Annotated in this window: 14 protein-coding genes; 5 read left to right on the top strand and 9 right to left on the bottom strand. The window is 67.4% G+C overall.

Annotation, left to right across the window (positions count from 1 at the left end):
• Window positions 1–629: 629 nt before the first annotated feature.
• Window positions 630–1295 (bottom strand): GntR family transcriptional regulator, encoded by a 666-nt coding sequence (locus tag ABDW61_RS05805; protein ID WP_343637141.1) that lies wholly within the window; start codon window positions 1293–1295, stop codon window positions 630–632.
• Window positions 1296–1376: 81 nt separating this feature from the next.
• Here ABDW61_RS05805 and scpA point away from each other — a divergent pair, with 81 nt between their 5' ends.
• Genes scpA through ABDW61_RS05780 form a run of 5 tightly spaced genes read left to right on the top strand, consistent with a single transcriptional unit; the run spans window position 1377 to window position 8771 of the window.
• Window positions 1377–3584 carry a methylmalonyl-CoA mutase gene (gene scpA / locus ABDW61_RS05800; RefSeq protein WP_343637139.1) on the top strand — a complete coding sequence of 736 codons (2208 nt, stop codon included), beginning with the start codon at window positions 1377–1379 and terminating at the stop codon, window positions 3582–3584.
• Window positions 3585–3622: 38 nt separating this feature from the next.
• Window positions 3623–4669, top strand: coding sequence for a methylmalonyl Co-A mutase-associated GTPase MeaB (gene meaB / locus ABDW61_RS05795; RefSeq protein WP_343637581.1), 1047 nt, complete (start codon window positions 3623–3625; stop codon window positions 4667–4669).
• The gene (locus ABDW61_RS05790; RefSeq protein WP_091724823.1) at window positions 4662–6194 is read left to right on the top strand and encodes an acyl-CoA carboxylase subunit beta; all 1533 of its coding nucleotides are present in this window, start codon (window positions 4662–4664) and stop codon (window positions 6192–6194) included. The genes meaB and ABDW61_RS05790 overlap by 8 nt, the downstream gene beginning before the upstream one ends.
• Before the next feature lie 23 nt (window positions 6195–6217).
• A complete protein-coding gene (locus tag ABDW61_RS05785; protein ID WP_343637137.1) occupies window positions 6218–8266 on the top strand; it encodes an acetyl/propionyl/methylcrotonyl-CoA carboxylase subunit alpha in 2049 nt (682 codons plus the stop codon).
• Between the two features lie 10 nt (window positions 8267–8276).
• Entirely contained in the window at window positions 8277–8771 is a 495-nt protein-coding gene (locus ABDW61_RS05780) for a VOC family protein (RefSeq protein ID WP_343637135.1), read from the top strand.
• A 63-nt stretch (window positions 8772–8834) separates the two neighbouring features.
• Here the strand turns inward: ABDW61_RS05780 and ABDW61_RS05775 are convergent, their stop codons facing one another.
• From ABDW61_RS05775 to ABDW61_RS05740, 8 genes are all read right to left on the bottom strand, one after another.
• Window positions 8835–9269 carry a response regulator gene (locus ABDW61_RS05775; RefSeq protein WP_343637579.1) on the bottom strand — a complete coding sequence of 145 codons (435 nt, stop codon included), beginning with the start codon at window positions 9267–9269 and terminating at the stop codon, window positions 8835–8837.
• Between the two features lie 101 nt (window positions 9270–9370).
• Window positions 9371–9757, bottom strand: a complete 387-nt coding sequence (locus tag ABDW61_RS05770) for a hypothetical protein (RefSeq protein WP_343637133.1) — start codon at window positions 9755–9757, stop codon at window positions 9371–9373.
• Between the two features lie 25 nt (window positions 9758–9782).
• On the bottom strand, window positions 9783–10586 hold the full coding sequence (locus ABDW61_RS05765) for a hypothetical protein (RefSeq protein WP_343637131.1): 804 nt from the start codon (window positions 10584–10586) through the stop codon (window positions 9783–9785).
• 158 nt (window positions 10587–10744) lie between these two features.
• Complete coding sequence (locus tag ABDW61_RS05760) at window positions 10745–11479, bottom strand: amino acid racemase (RefSeq protein WP_343637129.1); 735 nt, start codon at window positions 11477–11479, stop codon at window positions 10745–10747.
• A 76-nt stretch (window positions 11480–11555) separates the two neighbouring features.
• Entirely contained in the window at window positions 11556–12338 is a 783-nt protein-coding gene (locus ABDW61_RS05755) for a zeta toxin family protein (protein ID WP_343637127.1), read from the bottom strand.
• Window positions 12316–12576, bottom strand: a complete 261-nt coding sequence (locus tag ABDW61_RS05750; RefSeq protein WP_343637125.1) for a hypothetical protein — start codon at window positions 12574–12576, stop codon at window positions 12316–12318. The genes ABDW61_RS05755 and ABDW61_RS05750 overlap by 23 nt, the downstream gene beginning before the upstream one ends.
• Before the next feature lie 41 nt (window positions 12577–12617).
• Complete coding sequence (locus ABDW61_RS05745) at window positions 12618–13445, bottom strand: thymidylate synthase (RefSeq protein WP_343637123.1); 828 nt, start codon at window positions 13443–13445, stop codon at window positions 12618–12620.
• Window positions 13446–13487: 42 nt separating this feature from the next.
• Window positions 13488–15227 carry an ABC transporter transmembrane domain-containing protein gene (locus ABDW61_RS05740; RefSeq protein ID WP_343637577.1) on the bottom strand — a complete coding sequence of 580 codons (1740 nt, stop codon included), beginning with the start codon at window positions 15225–15227 and terminating at the stop codon, window positions 13488–13490.
• Between the last annotated feature and the right edge of the window lie 169 nt (window positions 15228–15396).

The raw sequence follows: 15396 nt of genomic DNA, 5'->3' as shown, positions 1-15396 counted from the left end.
TCCGTGAACCTATGGGGCGGATGCGCCCATAGGCGCGTGGTTTTGGTCAGCGTGCGGTCGAAAGACACCCGGTCTTCCGGCTGCCGTCATTCGGTTTTCGGACGCGGAATGACGAACTTGAGCTAGCCCAGAAATGTTATTTGCGGCCTGCTTAACCTGAACGGAACAAAAGGGCGGGGAGTCGGCCTCAGTTCACGGTTACAGAAGCTGCGTAAAGCCCGTGAACGCGGGGGATCGGATGCTTGCCCGGGCAAAGGTTCCGCAGCGCAGCATCGAAGGTCCGTTGGATTTCGGTTGGGCGGACTTTCAATGCTGATCGGCACTTACGCGCGCTGCTGAAGAAGAGGGCGGCGTTGCGCGGCGCGGTTCACACCCTCTCCCCGGGGTGCTCGCCACTGAAACAAGACGTGACACGTGTGAACGAAGACCGGCGCGAAGGGAAGCGGTCTTGGCGCTCATGCGGCTGGCCGTGATGACTTCGTGACAAGTTCACGAGTTTCCCGACGGCTCCTCGAGCAGGGAATGGCCGGTGATTCGCGAGGTATCGCGGGTATTAATGCCGAGATTTGTTATTGCGCCAAATTAATTGCGGCGAGTTTCCTGAATGGAAATCGCGCGCGCGTACGCGCTCAGTCGGCAGAACGGCCGGTGGCCTTGAGTCCATTGTCGAAGTGACACCGGACCAGCCGCGCCGCCCGGTCGGCATCGCGCTCGAGCAGCGCCGCCAGCATCTCCCGATGCTCCTGCAGCGACTCCTGCAGCCGTCCCTGCTTGAACAGCGAGTGGTGGCGGTTGAGTTTCATCACCCGGCGCAGGTCCGTGATGATCTGCATCCGCCAGCGGTTGCCGTCGATCTCGACGATGCGCAGGTGGAAGCGCTCGTTGGCGGCGAAGAAGCGCTCGCGGCCGGCCTCGCCGTCGGCCAGGCTCTCCTCGAGCGCGCGATGCAGCTCGCGCAGCTCGGCGAGTTGCGCGTCGCTGGCCTGCCGCGCCACGACCGCCGCCGCATCGCTTTCCAGCAGCGAGAGCAGTTGATACGCCTCGCGGACGTCGCGCTCGGACATCTCGGTGACGTAGGCGCCGCGGCGCACCCGCATCGTGACCAGCCCTTCGGAGGCCAGCACCTTGAGCGCCTCGCGCATCGGGGTGCGGCTGATGCCGAGCTCGGCACAGAGCTTGAGCTCGTCGATCCAGCTGCCGGGTTCGAGCTCCTTGGCGAAGATGCGCTGGCGCAGCCGCTCGGCGACCTCCTCATACAGGGGGGCGCGGGGAGCGAGCGGGGCGGAGAGGGACATGGCGCCGGAGTGTAGCGAATCTGAAATTCATAATTATGAATTCGCACCGCGCTATGATCCGCCGCTTCCAGGAGTCCCCTCATGTCGAACGAACAACAGGTTCCCTCCGCCGCGCCGTCCGCCACAAGCGGGACGAACACTCCCCCCGAGTTCGCGCCGGCGACGCTGGAGCAATGGCACAAGGCGGCGGCGAAGTCCGCGCCCGGCGGCGACCCCGCCAAGCTGAACTGGCACACCCCCGAGGGGCTGGTGGTCAAGCCGCTCTATACCGCGGCCGACACCCGCGACCTGCCGTACGCGGACACGCTGCCCGGCTTCGAGCCCTTCCTGCGCGGCCCGCAGGCCACGATGTACGCGGTGCGGCCCTGGACCATCCGGCAGTACGCCGGCTTCTCGACGGCCGAGGAGAGCAACGCCTTCTACCGCAAGGCGCTGGCCGCGGGCGGGCAGGGCGTGTCGGTCGCCTTCGACCTGGCGACGCACCGCGGCTATGACTCCGACCATCCGCGCGTGACGGGCGACGTCGGCAAGGCCGGCGTGGCGATCGACTCGGTGGAGGACATGAAGATCCTGTTCGACGGCATCCCGCTGGACAAGGTCTCGGTCTCGATGACGATGAACGGGGCGGTGCTGCCGGTCCTGGCCGGCTATGTCGTCGCGGCGGAGGAGCAGGGGGTCTCGCAGGCCCAGCTCAGCGGCACCATCCAGAACGACATCCTCAAGGAGTTCATGGTCCGCAACACCTACATCTACCCGCCCGAGCCGTCGATGCGCATCATCGGCGACATCATCGAGTACACGGCCTCGCACATGCCGAAGTTCAACTCGATCTCGATCAGCGGGTACCACATGCAGGAGGCGGGCGCGAACCAGGCGCTGGAGCTGGCCTTCACGCTGGCCGATGGCAAGGAGTACGTCAAGACCGCGATCGCCAAGGGCATGGACGTGGACGACTTCGCCGGGCGGCTGTCCTTCTTCTGGGCGGTGGGGATGAACTTCTATCTGGAGATCGCCAAGATGCGGGCCGCGCGGCTGCTGTGGTGCCGGATCATGAAGGGCTTCGGCGCGAAGAACCCCAAGAGCCTGATGCTGCGCACGCACAGCCAGACCTCTGGATGGAGCCTGACCGAGCAGGACCCCTACAACAACGTGGTGCGCACCACCATCGAGGCGATGGCGGCGGTGTTCGGCGGCACGCAGTCGCTGCACACGAACTCGCTGGACGAAGCGATCGCGCTGCCCACCGAGTTCAGCGCCCGCATCGCGCGCAACACGCAGCTGATCATCCAGGAGGAGACCCACATCACGAACGTGATCGACCCCTGGGCCGGCAGCTACATGATGGAGTCGCTGACCCAGGACATGGCCGACAAGGCCTGGGCGATCCTCGAGGAGGTCGACGCCATGGGCGGCATGACCAAGGCGGTGGACTCGGGCTGGGCCAAGCTCAAGATCGAGGCCAGCGCCGCGGAGAAGCAGGCGCGCATCGACAGCGGCAAGGACGTGATCGTCGGCGTCAACAAGTACCGGCTGGCCAAGGAGGATCCGGTCGAGATCCTCGAGGTCGACAACGTCAAGGTGCGCGACAGCCAGATCGCGCGCCTGCGGAAGATCAAGGCCACGCGCGACGGCGCCAAGGTGCAGGCGGCGCTGGCGGCGCTGACCGAGGCGGCCCGCTCGGGCACCGGCAACCTGCTGGACCTGAGCATCCAGGCGATCCGGCTGCGGGCGACGGTGGGCGAGGTCTCGGACGCGCTGGAGACGGTCTTCGGCCGGCACCGCGCCGACACGCAGAAGGTCACCGGCGTGTATGCCGCGGCCTATGACTCGGCCGAGGGCTGGGCCAAGCTGCAGGACGAGATCGCCGCCTTCGCCGAGGAGCAGGGCCGCCGGCCGCGGGTGATGATCGCCAAGCTCGGCCAGGACGGGCATGACCGCGGCGCGAAGGTTGTCGCCACGGCCTACGCGGACCTGGGCTTCGACGTCGACATGGGGCCGCTGTTCCAGACGCCGGAGGAATGCGCGCGCCAGGCCATCGAGAACGACGTGCACGCCGTCGGCGTGTCGACGCTGGCGGCTGGCCACAAGACGCTGGTGCCGGCCATCATTCAGGCGCTCAAGGAGCAGGGCGGCGATGACATCGTCGTGTTCGTCGGCGGCGTGATCCCGGCGCAGGACTACGACTTCCTCTACGAGGCCGGCGTCAAGGGCATCTACGGGCCCGGCACGCCGATCCCGGCGAGCGCCAAGGACGTGCTCGAGCAGATCCGCAAGACGGTCGCGGCCTGAGCGGAGCGGATCGCGTGAACGCGCCGCCTCCCTCGGCCCTGCCGGATCACCCGCTGGCCGCGCCGCTGCTGGGCGAGCCCGGGCCGGCCCAGCGCCGCGCGATGGCCAAGGCCATCACGCTGCTGGAGTCGACCCGCGCCGACCACCGCGCGCAGGCCGACGCGCTGCTCACCGGGCTGCTGCCGCACACGGGGCGCTCGCTGCGGCTGGGCATCTCGGGTGTGCCGGGCGTGGGCAAGAGCACCTTCATCGAGGCGCTCGGCCTGGACCTGATCGCGCGCGGCCATCGCGTCGCGGTGCTGGCGGTGGATCCGTCGAGCACGGTGTCGGGCGGCTCCATCCTCGGCGACAAGACGCGCATGGAGCGGCTCTCGATGGATCCGCGCGCCTACATCCGGCCCAGTCCGTCCAGCGGCACGCTGGGCGGCGTGGCGGAGAAGACGCGCGAGGCGATGCTGGTCTGCGAGGCCGCCGGCCATGACATCGTGATCGTCGAGACGGTCGGCGTCGGCCAGAGCGAGACGGCGGTGGCGGGCATGACCGACATGTACTGCCTGCTGCAACTGCCCAATGCCGGCGACGACCTGCAGGCGATCAAGAAGGGCGTGATGGAGCTGGCCGACCTGGTCGTGATCAACAAGGCGGACCTGGACGACGCCGCGGCGACGCGGGCGCAGGCGCAGATCACGTCCTCGCTGCGGCTGTACGGGCTGCATGGCCGGCCCGACCACGCCCATCACGACACGGCGATCTGGCATCCGCGGGTGATGCGGATGTCCGCGCTCAAGGGCGTGGGCATCGAGGCCTTCTGGAGCGCGGTCACCGAGTTCAAGGCCCTTCAGCAGGCCAATGGCGCGTTCGACGAGAAGCGCCAGCAGCAGGCGCTCGCGTGGATGTGGGAGCGCATCCAGGCGGGGCTGAAGCAGCAGTTCAAGGCGGCGCCCGCAGTGCGCGCGGCGCTGGGCGACATGACGGCGCGGGTGCTGGACGGGCGCCTGGCGGCGTCGACGGCGGCGCGCGAGTTGCTGGCGAGATTTTCCGGAGACAGGAATCCCGAGGATTCAAAGGACCAACGACATGCATGACATCCAACAGATGCTCGAGGACAAGCGCGAGCAGGCGCGCCAGGGCGGCGGCGAAAAGCGCATCGCGGCCCAGCACGCCAAGGGCAAGCTGACCGCGCGCGAACGGCTGGACCTGCTCTTCGACGACGGCACCTTCGAGGAATGGGACATGTTCGTCGAGCACCGCTGCGTGGACTTCGGCATGGCGGACAACAAGATCCCGGGCGACGGCGTCGTCATCGGCTACGGGATGATCAACGGCCGGCTGGCCTTCGCCTTCAGCCAGGATTTCACCGTCTTCGGCGGCGCGCTGTCCGAGGCCCATGCCGAGAAGATCTGCAAGGTGATGGACCAGGCGATGAAGGTCGGCGCGCCGGTGATCGGCCTGAACGACTCCGGGGGCGCGCGCATCCAGGAGGGCGTGGCCTCGCTGGGCGGCTATGCGGAGGTGTTCCAGCGCAACGTGATGGCGTCGGGCGTGATCCCGCAGATCAGCATGATCATGGGCCCCTGCGCCGGCGGCGCGGTGTACTCGCCGGCGATGACCGACTTCATCTTCATGGTCAAGGACAGCAGCTACATGTTCGTCACGGGGCCCGAGGTGGTGAAGACCGTGACGCACGAGGAAGTGACGGCCGAGGAGTTGGGCGGCGCCTCGACGCACACGGCGCGCAGCGGCGTCGCGGACCTGGCCTTCGAGAACGACGTCGAGGCCATCCTGATGCTGCGGCGCTTCTTCAACTACCTGCCGCTGAACAACCGCGAGAAGGCCCCTTGCCGCCCCAGTGGCGATCCCGGCGCGCGGCTCGATCATTCGCTCGACACGCTGGTGCCGGACAACCCGAACAAGCCCTACGACATGAAGGAGTTGATCCTCAAGGTCGTGGACGACGGCGACTTCTTCGAGCTGCAGGCCGAGAACGCGAAGAACATCCTGACCGGCTTCGCCCGCATGGAGGGGCAGACGGTGGGCATCGTTGCCAACCAGCCGCTGGTGCTGGCGGGTTGCCTGGACATCAAGAGCAGCATCAAGGCGGCGCGTTTCGTGCGCTTCTGCGATGCGTTCAACATCCCGGTGATCACCTTCGTCGACGTGCCGGGCTTCATGCCGGGCACCTCGCAGGAGTACGGCGGCATCATCAAGCACGGCGCCAAGCTGCTCTACGCGTATGCGGAGTGCACGGTGCCCAAGGTGACGGTGATCACGCGCAAGGCCTACGGCGGCGCGTATGACGTGATGAGCTCCAAGCACCTGCGCGGCGACGTCAACTTCGCCTGGCCCAACGCGGAGATCGCGGTGATGGGCGCCAAGGGCGCGGTGGAGATCATCTTCCGCGAGGACAAGAACGATCCGGCCAAGCTGGCCGCGCGCGAGGCCGAGTACAAGGCGCGCTTCGCCAATCCGTTCGTGGCCGGGGCGCGCGGCTTCATCGACGACGTCATCCAGCCGCACGAGACGCGCAAGCGCATCTGCCGCTCGCTGGTGATGCTCAAGGACAAGCAGCTCGAGAACCCGTGGCGCAAGCACGGGAACATCCCCCTCTGACCGGCGCGCAGGAGACGCAGAACATGTTCAAGAAGATCCTGATCGCCAATCGCGGTGAGATCGCGTGCCGCGTGATCAAGACGGCCAAGAAGATGGGCATCGCCACGGTGGCGGTGTATTCGGAGGCGGACAAGGACGCCCGCCACGTGGAGCTGGCCGACGAGGCCGTGCTGCTGGGCCCGGCGCCCTCGCGCGAGTCCTACCTGGTGGCCGACAAGATCATCGCCGCGGCGAAGCAGACCGGCGCCCAGGCCATCCATCCCGGCTATGGCTTCCTGTCGGAGAACGAGGACTTCGCGCGCCGCGTGGAGGAGGAAGGCCTGGTTTTCATCGGGCCCAAGCATTACTCGATCGCGGCGATGGGCGGCAAGATCGCCTCCAAGAAACTCGCGGGCGAGGCGCAGGTCAACACGATCCCGGGCCACAACCAGCCGATCGAATCGCCCGACGAGGCCGTGGCCATCGCCCATCGCATCGGCTACCCGGTGATGATCAAGGCGAGCGCCGGCGGCGGCGGCAAGGGCCTGCGTGTCGCGTTCAACGACAAGGACTGCCACGACGGCTTCACCAGCTGCCGCAACGAGGCGCGCGCCAGCTTCGGCGACGACCGCGTGTTCATGGAGAAATTCGTCGAGTCGCCGCGCCACATCGAGATCCAGGTGCTGGGCGACGCGCAGGGCAACGTCGTCTATCTGTGGGAGCGCGAGTGCTCGATCCAGCGCCGCCACCAGAAGGTGATCGAGGAGGCGCCGTCGCCCTTCATCAGCGAGGCCACGCGCCGCGCGATGGGCGAGCAGGCGGTGGCGCTGGCCAAGGCGGTGAAGTACCAGAGCGCGGGCACCGTCGAGTTCGTGGTCGGCAAGGACCAGTCCTTCTACTTCCTGGAAATGAACACGCGGCTGCAGGTCGAGCATCCGGTCACCGAGTGCATCACCGGGCTGGACCTGGTCGAGCTGATGATCCGCGTCGCCGCGGGCGAGCCGCTGCCGTTCAAGCAGGACGAGATCAGGCGCGAGGGCTGGGCGATCGAATGCCGCATCAACGCGGAGGATCCATTCCGCAACTTCCTGCCGTCGACCGGCCGGCTGGTGAAGTACCAGCCGCCGGAGACCTCGATGGAGGCGGCCGGCGAGGCGCGCTTCGGCGTGCGCGTGGACACCGGCGTCTTCGATGGCGGCGAGATCCCGATGTTCTACGACTCGATGATCGCCAAGCTGATCGTGCACGGCCGCGACCGCGACGACGCGATCGCCAAGATGCGCGAGGCGCTCAATGGCTTCGTGATCCGCGGCATCTCGAGCAACATCCCGTTCCAGTCGGCGCTGCTGGCGCATCCGGACTTCCGCTCGGGCGACTTCAACACCGGCTTCATCGCGCAGCACTACGGCAGCGGCTTCCACGCCGAGGACGTGCCGCACGACGATCCGGACTTCCTGGTGGCGCTGGCCGGCTTCATCCGCCGCAAGGCCCGTGAGCGCGAGGCCGGCATCACCGGCCAGTTGCCGGGGCATGAGGTCCGCATCGAGCACGACTACGTCGCGGTGGTCAACGAAGGGCAGGGCAACTTCAGCCGCCATCCGCTGAGCATCACCGAGTACGTCGGCAGCCTGGGCGAGGCGCTGGTGGCCATCGGCGGGCACAAGCAGTACCGCATCGTGAGCCAGTCGCGGCTCAACGACACGCGCATCGTCGGCACGGTGGATGGCCGGCCCTTCGTCGCGCAAGCCGAGCGCGGCACGCCGAAGGCGCCGCTGGCGTATCGCATCCAGCACAACGGGCGCGCGATCGAGGTCACGGTGCTGTCGCCGCGCGCGGCCGAGCTGCACCGGCTGATGCCCTACAAGGCGCCGCCGGACACCAGCAAGCTGCTGCTGTCGCCGATGCCGGGCCTGCTGGTGCATGTCGCGGTCGAGCCGGGGCAGCGGGTGCAGGCGGGCGAGCGGCTGGCCGTCATCGAGGCGATGAAGATGGAGAACATCCTGACCGCGACGCAGGACGTGACGGTGGCCGAGGTGCTGGCCAAGGTGGGCGAGAGCCTGGCGGTCGATCAGCCGATCGTGCGCTTCGAGTGAGGAGGGGACGATGAGCGCATCCAACGGGCAGGGCGCGAAGCCCTATCGGATCCTGGGGATCCAGCAGATCGCGATCGGCGGGCCGGACAAGGCGGCGCTGCGGCGGCTGTGGGTGGACGTGCTGGGGCTGGAGGTCACGGGCAACTTCGTGTCGGAGCGCGAGAACGTCGACGAGGACATCTGCGCGATCGGCAGCGGGCCGCACAAGGTCGAAGTCGACCTGATGCAGCCACTGGATCCGGAGAAGAAGCCGGCGGTGCACACGACGCCGCTGAACCACGTCGGGCTGTGGGTCGATGATCTGCCGAAGGCGGTCGAGTGGATGACGGCCAACGGCGTGCGATTCGCGCCGGGCGGCATCCGCAAGGGCGCGGCGGGTTACGACATCTGCTTCATCCATCCGAAGAGCAATGACGAGTTCCCCATTGCGGGGGAGGGCGTGCTGATCGAATTGGTGCAGGCGCCGGAGGAGGTGGTGAAGGCGTTCGGCGAAGCCGGTGGCTGATGGGGCTGACGGCAGCCGGCTCCGATGGGGGACGCTTGGCGCTTCAGGAGCACTCCTGGCGCGTCAGTCGACCAGGATGTTCCGGTTCTTCAGCGTCAGGTGGATCTTGTCACCGACCGTGTCCTTGTTGAACGGCTTGACGATGTAGCCCGAGGCGCCGAGCTGCGCGGCGCGGATGATGTCTTCCTTGCGGCCCTCGGCGGTGACGAGCAGCACCGGGATCGTGCGCAGTTGATCGCCGTCGGGTTTGGTGCGCAGCGCCTCCAGCAGCTGGAAGCCGTTCATCACCGGCATGTTGACGTCGCTGAGCACGAAGTGCACTGGCTCGCCGGACTCGGCGGCGAGTTCAAGTTGACGCAGCGCGGCTCTGCCGTCTTCGGCTTCGAGGATCTTCTTGAAGCCGAGCTCGCGCAGCAGGCCGGAAATGATGCGCCGCATGGTCGAGAAGTCGTCGACCACCAGGAATGTGAACTCTTCGCGCTTGATCGTCGTGACCATCTGAAACCCCTTCAAGCGCGGCATCCTAGCGCGAAGGAGGCGACCCTTCGCGCGTGTCGCGGCAGGGGGTGCGACTTCCGAGCGTTCCGATGCGACAACGGTCAGGCACTGGGATTGCAACGCGGCTTGCCGCAATGCTCGTTGATTGCTTCCTTGGCCTGCTCCAGTTGCATCGTTGCCAACTCGATCGCAATGTCCTTCTGAAGCCAATAGTCGGCGTCGACTCGTCGATCGCGCTGGATCTCGAGTTTGGTGGCCAATAGTGCAGACCGCCTACGAAGCTCCGTAGGGAGCGCAATGGATGGATTGCGAAGCCGATTCATCAGCTGCTGATGCGCCCCTCCAAGCCTTCCGATGTTCGAGCCATTGATGTGCTGCTCTTCTTCCCACTTCAGGGCGCGGTGATAGACGGCGTAATAGGAGCGGCTAATTGCCGCGCGCCACGCGGCTTCGGAAGGGAGCGAGAGCAGCCCTTCAGCGAATGTCATGAGATCACTTGTTTGGACCGGCATGTCACTGAACCCTCCTGAGGCGGAGTTGATGTTCCTTCTCCTTCCCCCTGGGCCCCACCCCGATGAAGCTGAAACCAAAGCCTGCAAGCAGCAGCGATCGATCATGCAGGCGCTCAAGGCATTCATTGGTGAGCCGGATGGACTCTTCGATGGAGACCCCGATCAGGAGCTCATAAAGGATGCCGAAATCCTCGGAGCTATGGTGAGCGAAGAGCTTCGGATAACGACCCAGCCACCACAAGCGGTTTTCCCTGAGGATCTCGCCCACCACATCAAGGGCCGCGCGCACGTTCTCGGTGGGGACGTCGAAGTCGGAGAGCACTTTGAGCGCATTCTTCGCGAACTTCGGATCAACGCCGTTCGGCTCGATGCCCGCACAGTGGAGGACCTCGCAGGCCTCCTGCGCGCCAGCAAGGTCGAAGACCGCCGTCGCGAGACCGGCCGTCATGGCGAGTGAGCGGTGATCGATCGTCCGAAGGCGTACCGTGAGCGCCGCCGCGTCGGAGAAGTAGCCCAGGCTCAAGAGACACGACGCATGGTTGAAATCAGCGCGCCAGTCGTCGCGGAGACGGCGCGCGTTCGCGAACCAGTAGTCGACCTGCCGTCGATCGCCGGTCAGCGCGTGGATGCGTCCCTTGAGATGGCTCGCTTCGAGCGCATCGGCCTTCGCCAATTGATCGGCGCTCGCCAGGAGCGCGGCGACCGTGCCGTCGTCGGGGGAGAGGAAGTGGCTGATGCGGTCTTCCACCGACGCGAGGTCGGCGTCCAACTGATGCGCGATGGTTTGAGGAGTGGCCTGCTGCATGCCGGTACTGCCTGGATTCGAAGCGGGAAGGCCACCGAGTCTAGGAGTGCGGCAGCTCGGCCCAAATGACCCGAAAGGCGGACGTGTGCTCGCTGCAACGCCCCCCAAACGCTACTTGGAGGCGCTATTGACCTGCTCTCTGCCAACCATGGGGCAGGTCATGCGCAAGCGGCCCGCAGCGCTGCCCGCGCCAGCAATCGCGTCGAATCCAGCGTCGGCAACGAGGCGTTCGCATCGCTGATGATCAACGGGATCTCGGTGCAGCCCAGTACGACCGCATCGCAGCCGCGCTCGCGGAGTTCGTCGATGGCCAGTTGGAAGCGGCCGGCCGTGCCAGGTTGAATGCGGCCCGGCACCAGCTCGTCCATGATCAGCGCGCCGAGTTCGTCACGCCATGCATCGGTCGGGCGCACCGCCTCCAGCCCCACGGCCTGCAGCGCCTGCGGATAGACCTTGCTGCGCACCAGCCAGCTCGTGCCGAGCACCCCCACACGGCGGAAGCCGCGATCACGCGCCTCGTCCGCCACGACCCGCGCGATGTGCAGCCAGGGCAGCGGCGACCGCGGCGCCACCAGGTCGAAAGCCTGATGGATGGTGTTGTCGGGGCAGAGGAGCAACTGAGCGCCAGCGGCCTTGAGGCGGCGCGCCGAGTCGAGCATCAAGGCGGCGACCGCCTCGAGATCGCCGCGGTCAAGCGCTTCGACGTAGCGGTGCAGCGAGGGCGTGTGCAGGCTGATCTCGGGATGCGCGTGCGGACCGAGACGCGCCGCGCCTTCCGCGCAGATGGTGCGATAACACAGGGCGGCGCCTTCGGCGGAGCAGCCGACGATGCCGAGATGGAGCGGGGCGGTCGAGGTCATGTCGTCGTGGGGCAGATCGGGCGGAAGCGCCATCAGAGCACATCAGCCGTGGACGCGCGTCAAAGGGCCCTCCGGCTCCAGGCAGCCGTCCGGCTTTTGAGAACTGAGGTCAGCCGTTGAAGTCCCGCCACAGTTCCGTCTCGACGAACCAGCGCGGCATCGCGCCGGATTCGATCTCCATCGACTGGCCGTCGATCACCTGCACCAGCAGCTTGTGCTTCGCGCCGGAGTTGTCGAAGACATAGGCGCGATGGGCGGCGTCGGCGGCCTCGGTCAGCAGGGCGATCGAGCGCACGTAGCGCTCGCGGATCTTGTCCACCGGCACCGGATGGCCGCCCCGCTTGACGCGGTTGCGCACGCGGTCCACGTTGATCGCGGGATCCTTGGTCGCGACGAAGTAGAGGTAGACGCGATAGCCGCGCTCGCGCGCCTCGCGCATGAAGGCGATCTTGTCGGGCGAGGACATGACGGTCTCGAAGGTGAAGGTCTGGCCTTCCTCGAGCAGCTCCCGCCGGATGGCATCCGCGAGCACGGAGGCCAAGTACGAGTCGTAAGGGCCGGGCACCTGCAGCCGCAGCGCGTCATCCACGCTCAGCTTGCCGAGCAGGCTGTGCAGCCCCAGCTTGCGCGCGAAACCCGATCCCCGGATGTGCGATTCCAGCGCCGTCAGCAGCTGCGCGGGCGTTCCGGAGAGGCCCAGCGACTTCAGGGCTAGCTGCCCCTGCGACTCGCGCAGCGTGCGCTCGATCTCGTCGGCGTTGATGAACACGCCGATCCATTGGGGTTTCAGTTCGAGCTTGATCGTGCTCTTGCCCGACCCGTTCGGGCCCGCCAGCACGCGCAGCCGCGGCTGCGAGGCCTTGCCGGACTCAGGCGGCCTTGCGCTTGACACGCTGGAGCACGACGCCGACCTTCACGCGCTTGTCCGGCGGCAGGGTCTTGAGCACCGTGGTCGTGCCATCGGCCTTGCGCTGCACCAGTTGGCCCTTGCTGGTGGCGACCATCACGGCGCCAGTCTCGGCCAGCGCCTGCCGGTAGGCCTCCCGGCCAGCCTTGGCGGCCAGTTCCGGGAAGCGGCGCTCGGCGGCGCGCATCGCGGATTCGGTGAGGTCTTCGGGTCGGCGGGACATGGCAGAGGGCTTTCGAAGAGACGTAGGCCGGAGTCTATCGCTTACACCGCCACCGGCGCCTTGATCGCCGCGTGGTGCTGGTAGTCGCGCAGTTCGAAATCCTCGAACTCGTAGTCGAAGATCGAAGCCGGCTGGCGCTTGATGTGCATCGTCGGATACGCGAACGGCGTACGCGAGAGCTGCGTCCGGACCTGCTCGAAGTGATTCGAATAGATGTGGCAGTCCCCGCCGGTCCAGATGAAATCGCCCAGGCCCAGCCCGCATTGCTGCGCCAGCATCTGTGTCAGCAACGCGTAGCTGGCGATGTTGAAGGGCACGCCCAGGAAGATGTCCGCGCTGCGCTGGTACAGCTGGCAGGACAGCTTGCCGTCGGCCACGTAGAACTGGAAGAACGCGTGGCAGGGCATCAGGGCCATCTGGTCGAGCTCGGCCACGTTCCAGGCCGACACGATGATCCGGCGCGAATCCGGGTTGGTCTTGAGCTGCTTCACGACCTCTGCGATCTGGTCGACATGGCCACCGCCGGCCTTGGGCCAGCTGCGCCACTGGACACCGTACACGGGGCCCAGGTCGCCGTCCTCGCGCGCCCATTCGTCCCAGATCGTGCAGCCGCGCTCCTGCAGCCACTTGACGTTGGAATCGCCGCGGAGAAACCACAGCAGCTCCAGGATGATGGACTTCAGGTGCACCTTCTTGGTGGTCACCAGGGGAAAGCCCTCGCTCAGATCGAAGCGCATCTGATGGCCGAACACGCTGCGCGTGCCCGTGCCGGTCCGGTCGCCCTTGGCGACACCATGTTCGTAGACATGGCGCATGAAGTCTTCGTACTGGCTGCGCACCGGGCGGGCGGAGGTGGGTTCTGCGGTCATGGGGCGGGATTTTATAGAGAGGGATGCCACGGGCGCTGGCCCTCACGCATTGAACTGCAGCGCCGCCAAGCGCGCGTAGAGCCCGCCGCGCGCCACGAGTTCCGCATGCGTGCCTTGCTCGACGATGCGCCCGTGGTCCATCACCACGATCCGATCCGCGCGCTGCACCGTCGCCAGCCGATGCGCGATGACCAGCGTCGTGCGGTCCCGCATCGCCTCGTCCAGCGCCTGCTGCACCAGCCGTTCGCTCTCCGCGTCCAGCGCGCTGGTCGCTTCATCGAGCAGCAGCAACGGCGCGTCCTGCAGCATCGCCCGCGCGATTGCGATCCGCTGGCGCTGACCGCCTGACAGCCGCACCCCGCGTTCGCCCAGGAAGCTGTCGTAGCCCTGCGGCAACTGCTCGATGAACTCGTGCGCGTGCGCGGCCTTCGCCGCGGCGATCACCGCCTCGCGGCTCGCATCCGGGCGCCCGTAGCGGATGTTGTCCAGCGCGCTGGCCGAGAAGATCACGCTCTGCTGCGGCACCAGCGCCATGCGCCCGCGCAGCGCCGCCAGCGCCACCCGGTCGACCGCCATCCCGTCGATCCGCACCTGGCCCGACTGCACGTCGTAGAACCGCTGCAGCAATTGCAGCACCGTGCTCTTGCCGGCTCCGCTCGGCCCCACCAGCGCCACCGTCTCGCCAGGCTCGATGCGCAGGGTGAAGTCCTCCAGCGCCGCGCGATCCGGCCGCGACGGGTAATGGAAGCGGACGTTCTCGAACGCCACCCGCGCCGGCCCCGCCGACGCCGGCAGCGCCACCGGCGCGGCCGGATCCGCCACCGGCGATCTCGCCGCCAGCAGCTCCATCAGCCGCTCGGTCGCGCCCGCGGCGCGCAGCAGGTCGCCCCAGACCTCCGCCAGCACCGCCACCGACGACACCAGCAGGATCACGTACACCACCGTCTGCCCCAGATGCCCCGCCGTGATCCGTCCGGCCATCACCGCCTGCGTGCCCTGGTACAGGCCCCACAGCAGCGCGCCGAAGGTCGCCGTGATCACGAAGGCCACCAGCATCGACCGCACCTTGGTGCGTCTGCGCGCGGTGTCGAAGGCCGCCTCGCTGGCGGCGTCGAAGCGCGCGGCCTCGCGGGCCTCCTGCGCATGCGACTGCACCACCCCGATCGCGTTGAGCATCTCCGCCGCGATCGCGCTGGTGTCGGCGATGCGATCCTGGCTGGAACGCGACAGCCGCCGCACGCGCCGGCCGAAGAACATCGCCGGCGCCACCACCAGCACGAGGATGCCCAGCACCTGCGTCATCACCCACGGGTTGCTGGCGATCAGCAGCGCCACCGCGCCGAGCCCCATGATCAGGTTGCGCAGGCCCATCGAGAGGCTGGAGCCCACGATGCTCTGGATCACCGTCGTGTCCGTCGTGATGCGGCTGATGACCTCGCCGGTCTGGGTGGTCTCGAAGAATTCCGGACTCTGCCGCAGGACGTGGCTGTAGACGGCGGTGCGCAGGTCGGCGCTGACGCGCTCGCCCAGCCAGGTCACCGCGTAGAACCGCAGCGCCGAGAACACCCCCAGCGCCGCGCCGGTGGCGAACAGCCAGAAGAAGTGCTCCCGCAGCGCCATCAGGCGCTCGCCGGGATCGGCCGATACCAGGCCCTGGTCGATCAGCTGCCGCAGCGCGATCGGGAACACCAGCGTCGCCCCCGCCGCCAGCATCAGGAACACGATGGCGGCGGCGATCCGCCCCCGGTACGGCCGCAGGAATGGCCACAGCGCCGGCCACATGGCCCGCAGCGGCGGCGGCGTGCGCACGGCGTTTGCCACGGCGGGCGAGCCGGTCGGCGCTTCGGATCGGGACGTCGTCGAGGAAGGGGACAGGGCGGACATCGGGCCAGTGTAGGGGCCGCCCGTGACCGGAATATCCCCACCGGCGAAAAGCCCATCCCAGGCAGTG

This window comes from Roseateles sp., assembly GCF_039595595.1.
GTDB lineage: Bacteria > Pseudomonadota > Gammaproteobacteria > Burkholderiales > Burkholderiaceae_C > Roseateles.
This window is presented reverse-complemented; position numbering and strand designations above follow the sequence as displayed.

Coding starts and splice junctions, on each gene's coding strand:
- ABDW61_RS05740 (WP_343637577.1), bottom strand. CDS start 15,227: ATGTGGCCGGCGCTGTGGCCATTCCTGCGGCCGTACCGGGGGCGGATC.
- ABDW61_RS05745 (WP_343637123.1), bottom strand. CDS start 13,445: ATGACCGCAGAACCCACCTCCGCCCGCCCGGTGCGCAGCCAGTACGAA.
- ABDW61_RS05780 (WP_343637135.1), top strand. CDS start 8,277: ATGAGCGCATCCAACGGGCAGGGCGCGAAGCCCTATCGGATCCTGGGG.
- ABDW61_RS05805 (WP_343637141.1), bottom strand. CDS start 1,295: ATGTCCCTCTCCGCCCCGCTCGCTCCCCGCGCCCCCCTGTATGAGGAG.
- ABDW61_RS05775 (WP_343637579.1), bottom strand. CDS start 9,269: ATGGTCACGACGATCAAGCGCGAAGAGTTCACATTCCTGGTGGTCGAC.
- ABDW61_RS05750 (WP_343637125.1), bottom strand. CDS start 12,576: ATGTCCCGCCGACCCGAAGACCTCACCGAATCCGCGATGCGCGCCGCC.
- ABDW61_RS05770 (WP_343637133.1), bottom strand. CDS start 9,757: ATGACATTCGCTGAAGGGCTGCTCTCGCTCCCTTCCGAAGCCGCGTGG.
- ABDW61_RS05765 (WP_343637131.1), bottom strand. CDS start 10,586: ATGCAGCAGGCCACTCCTCAAACCATCGCGCATCAGTTGGACGCCGAC.
- ABDW61_RS05785 (WP_343637137.1), top strand. CDS start 6,218: ATGTTCAAGAAGATCCTGATCGCCAATCGCGGTGAGATCGCGTGCCGC.
- ABDW61_RS05790 (WP_091724823.1), top strand. CDS start 4,662: ATGCATGACATCCAACAGATGCTCGAGGACAAGCGCGAGCAGGCGCGC.
- ABDW61_RS05760 (WP_343637129.1), bottom strand. CDS start 11,479: ATGGCGCTTCCGCCCGATCTGCCCCACGACGACATGACCTCGACCGCC.
- scpA (WP_343637139.1), top strand. CDS start 1,377: ATGTCGAACGAACAACAGGTTCCCTCCGCCGCGCCGTCCGCCACAAGC.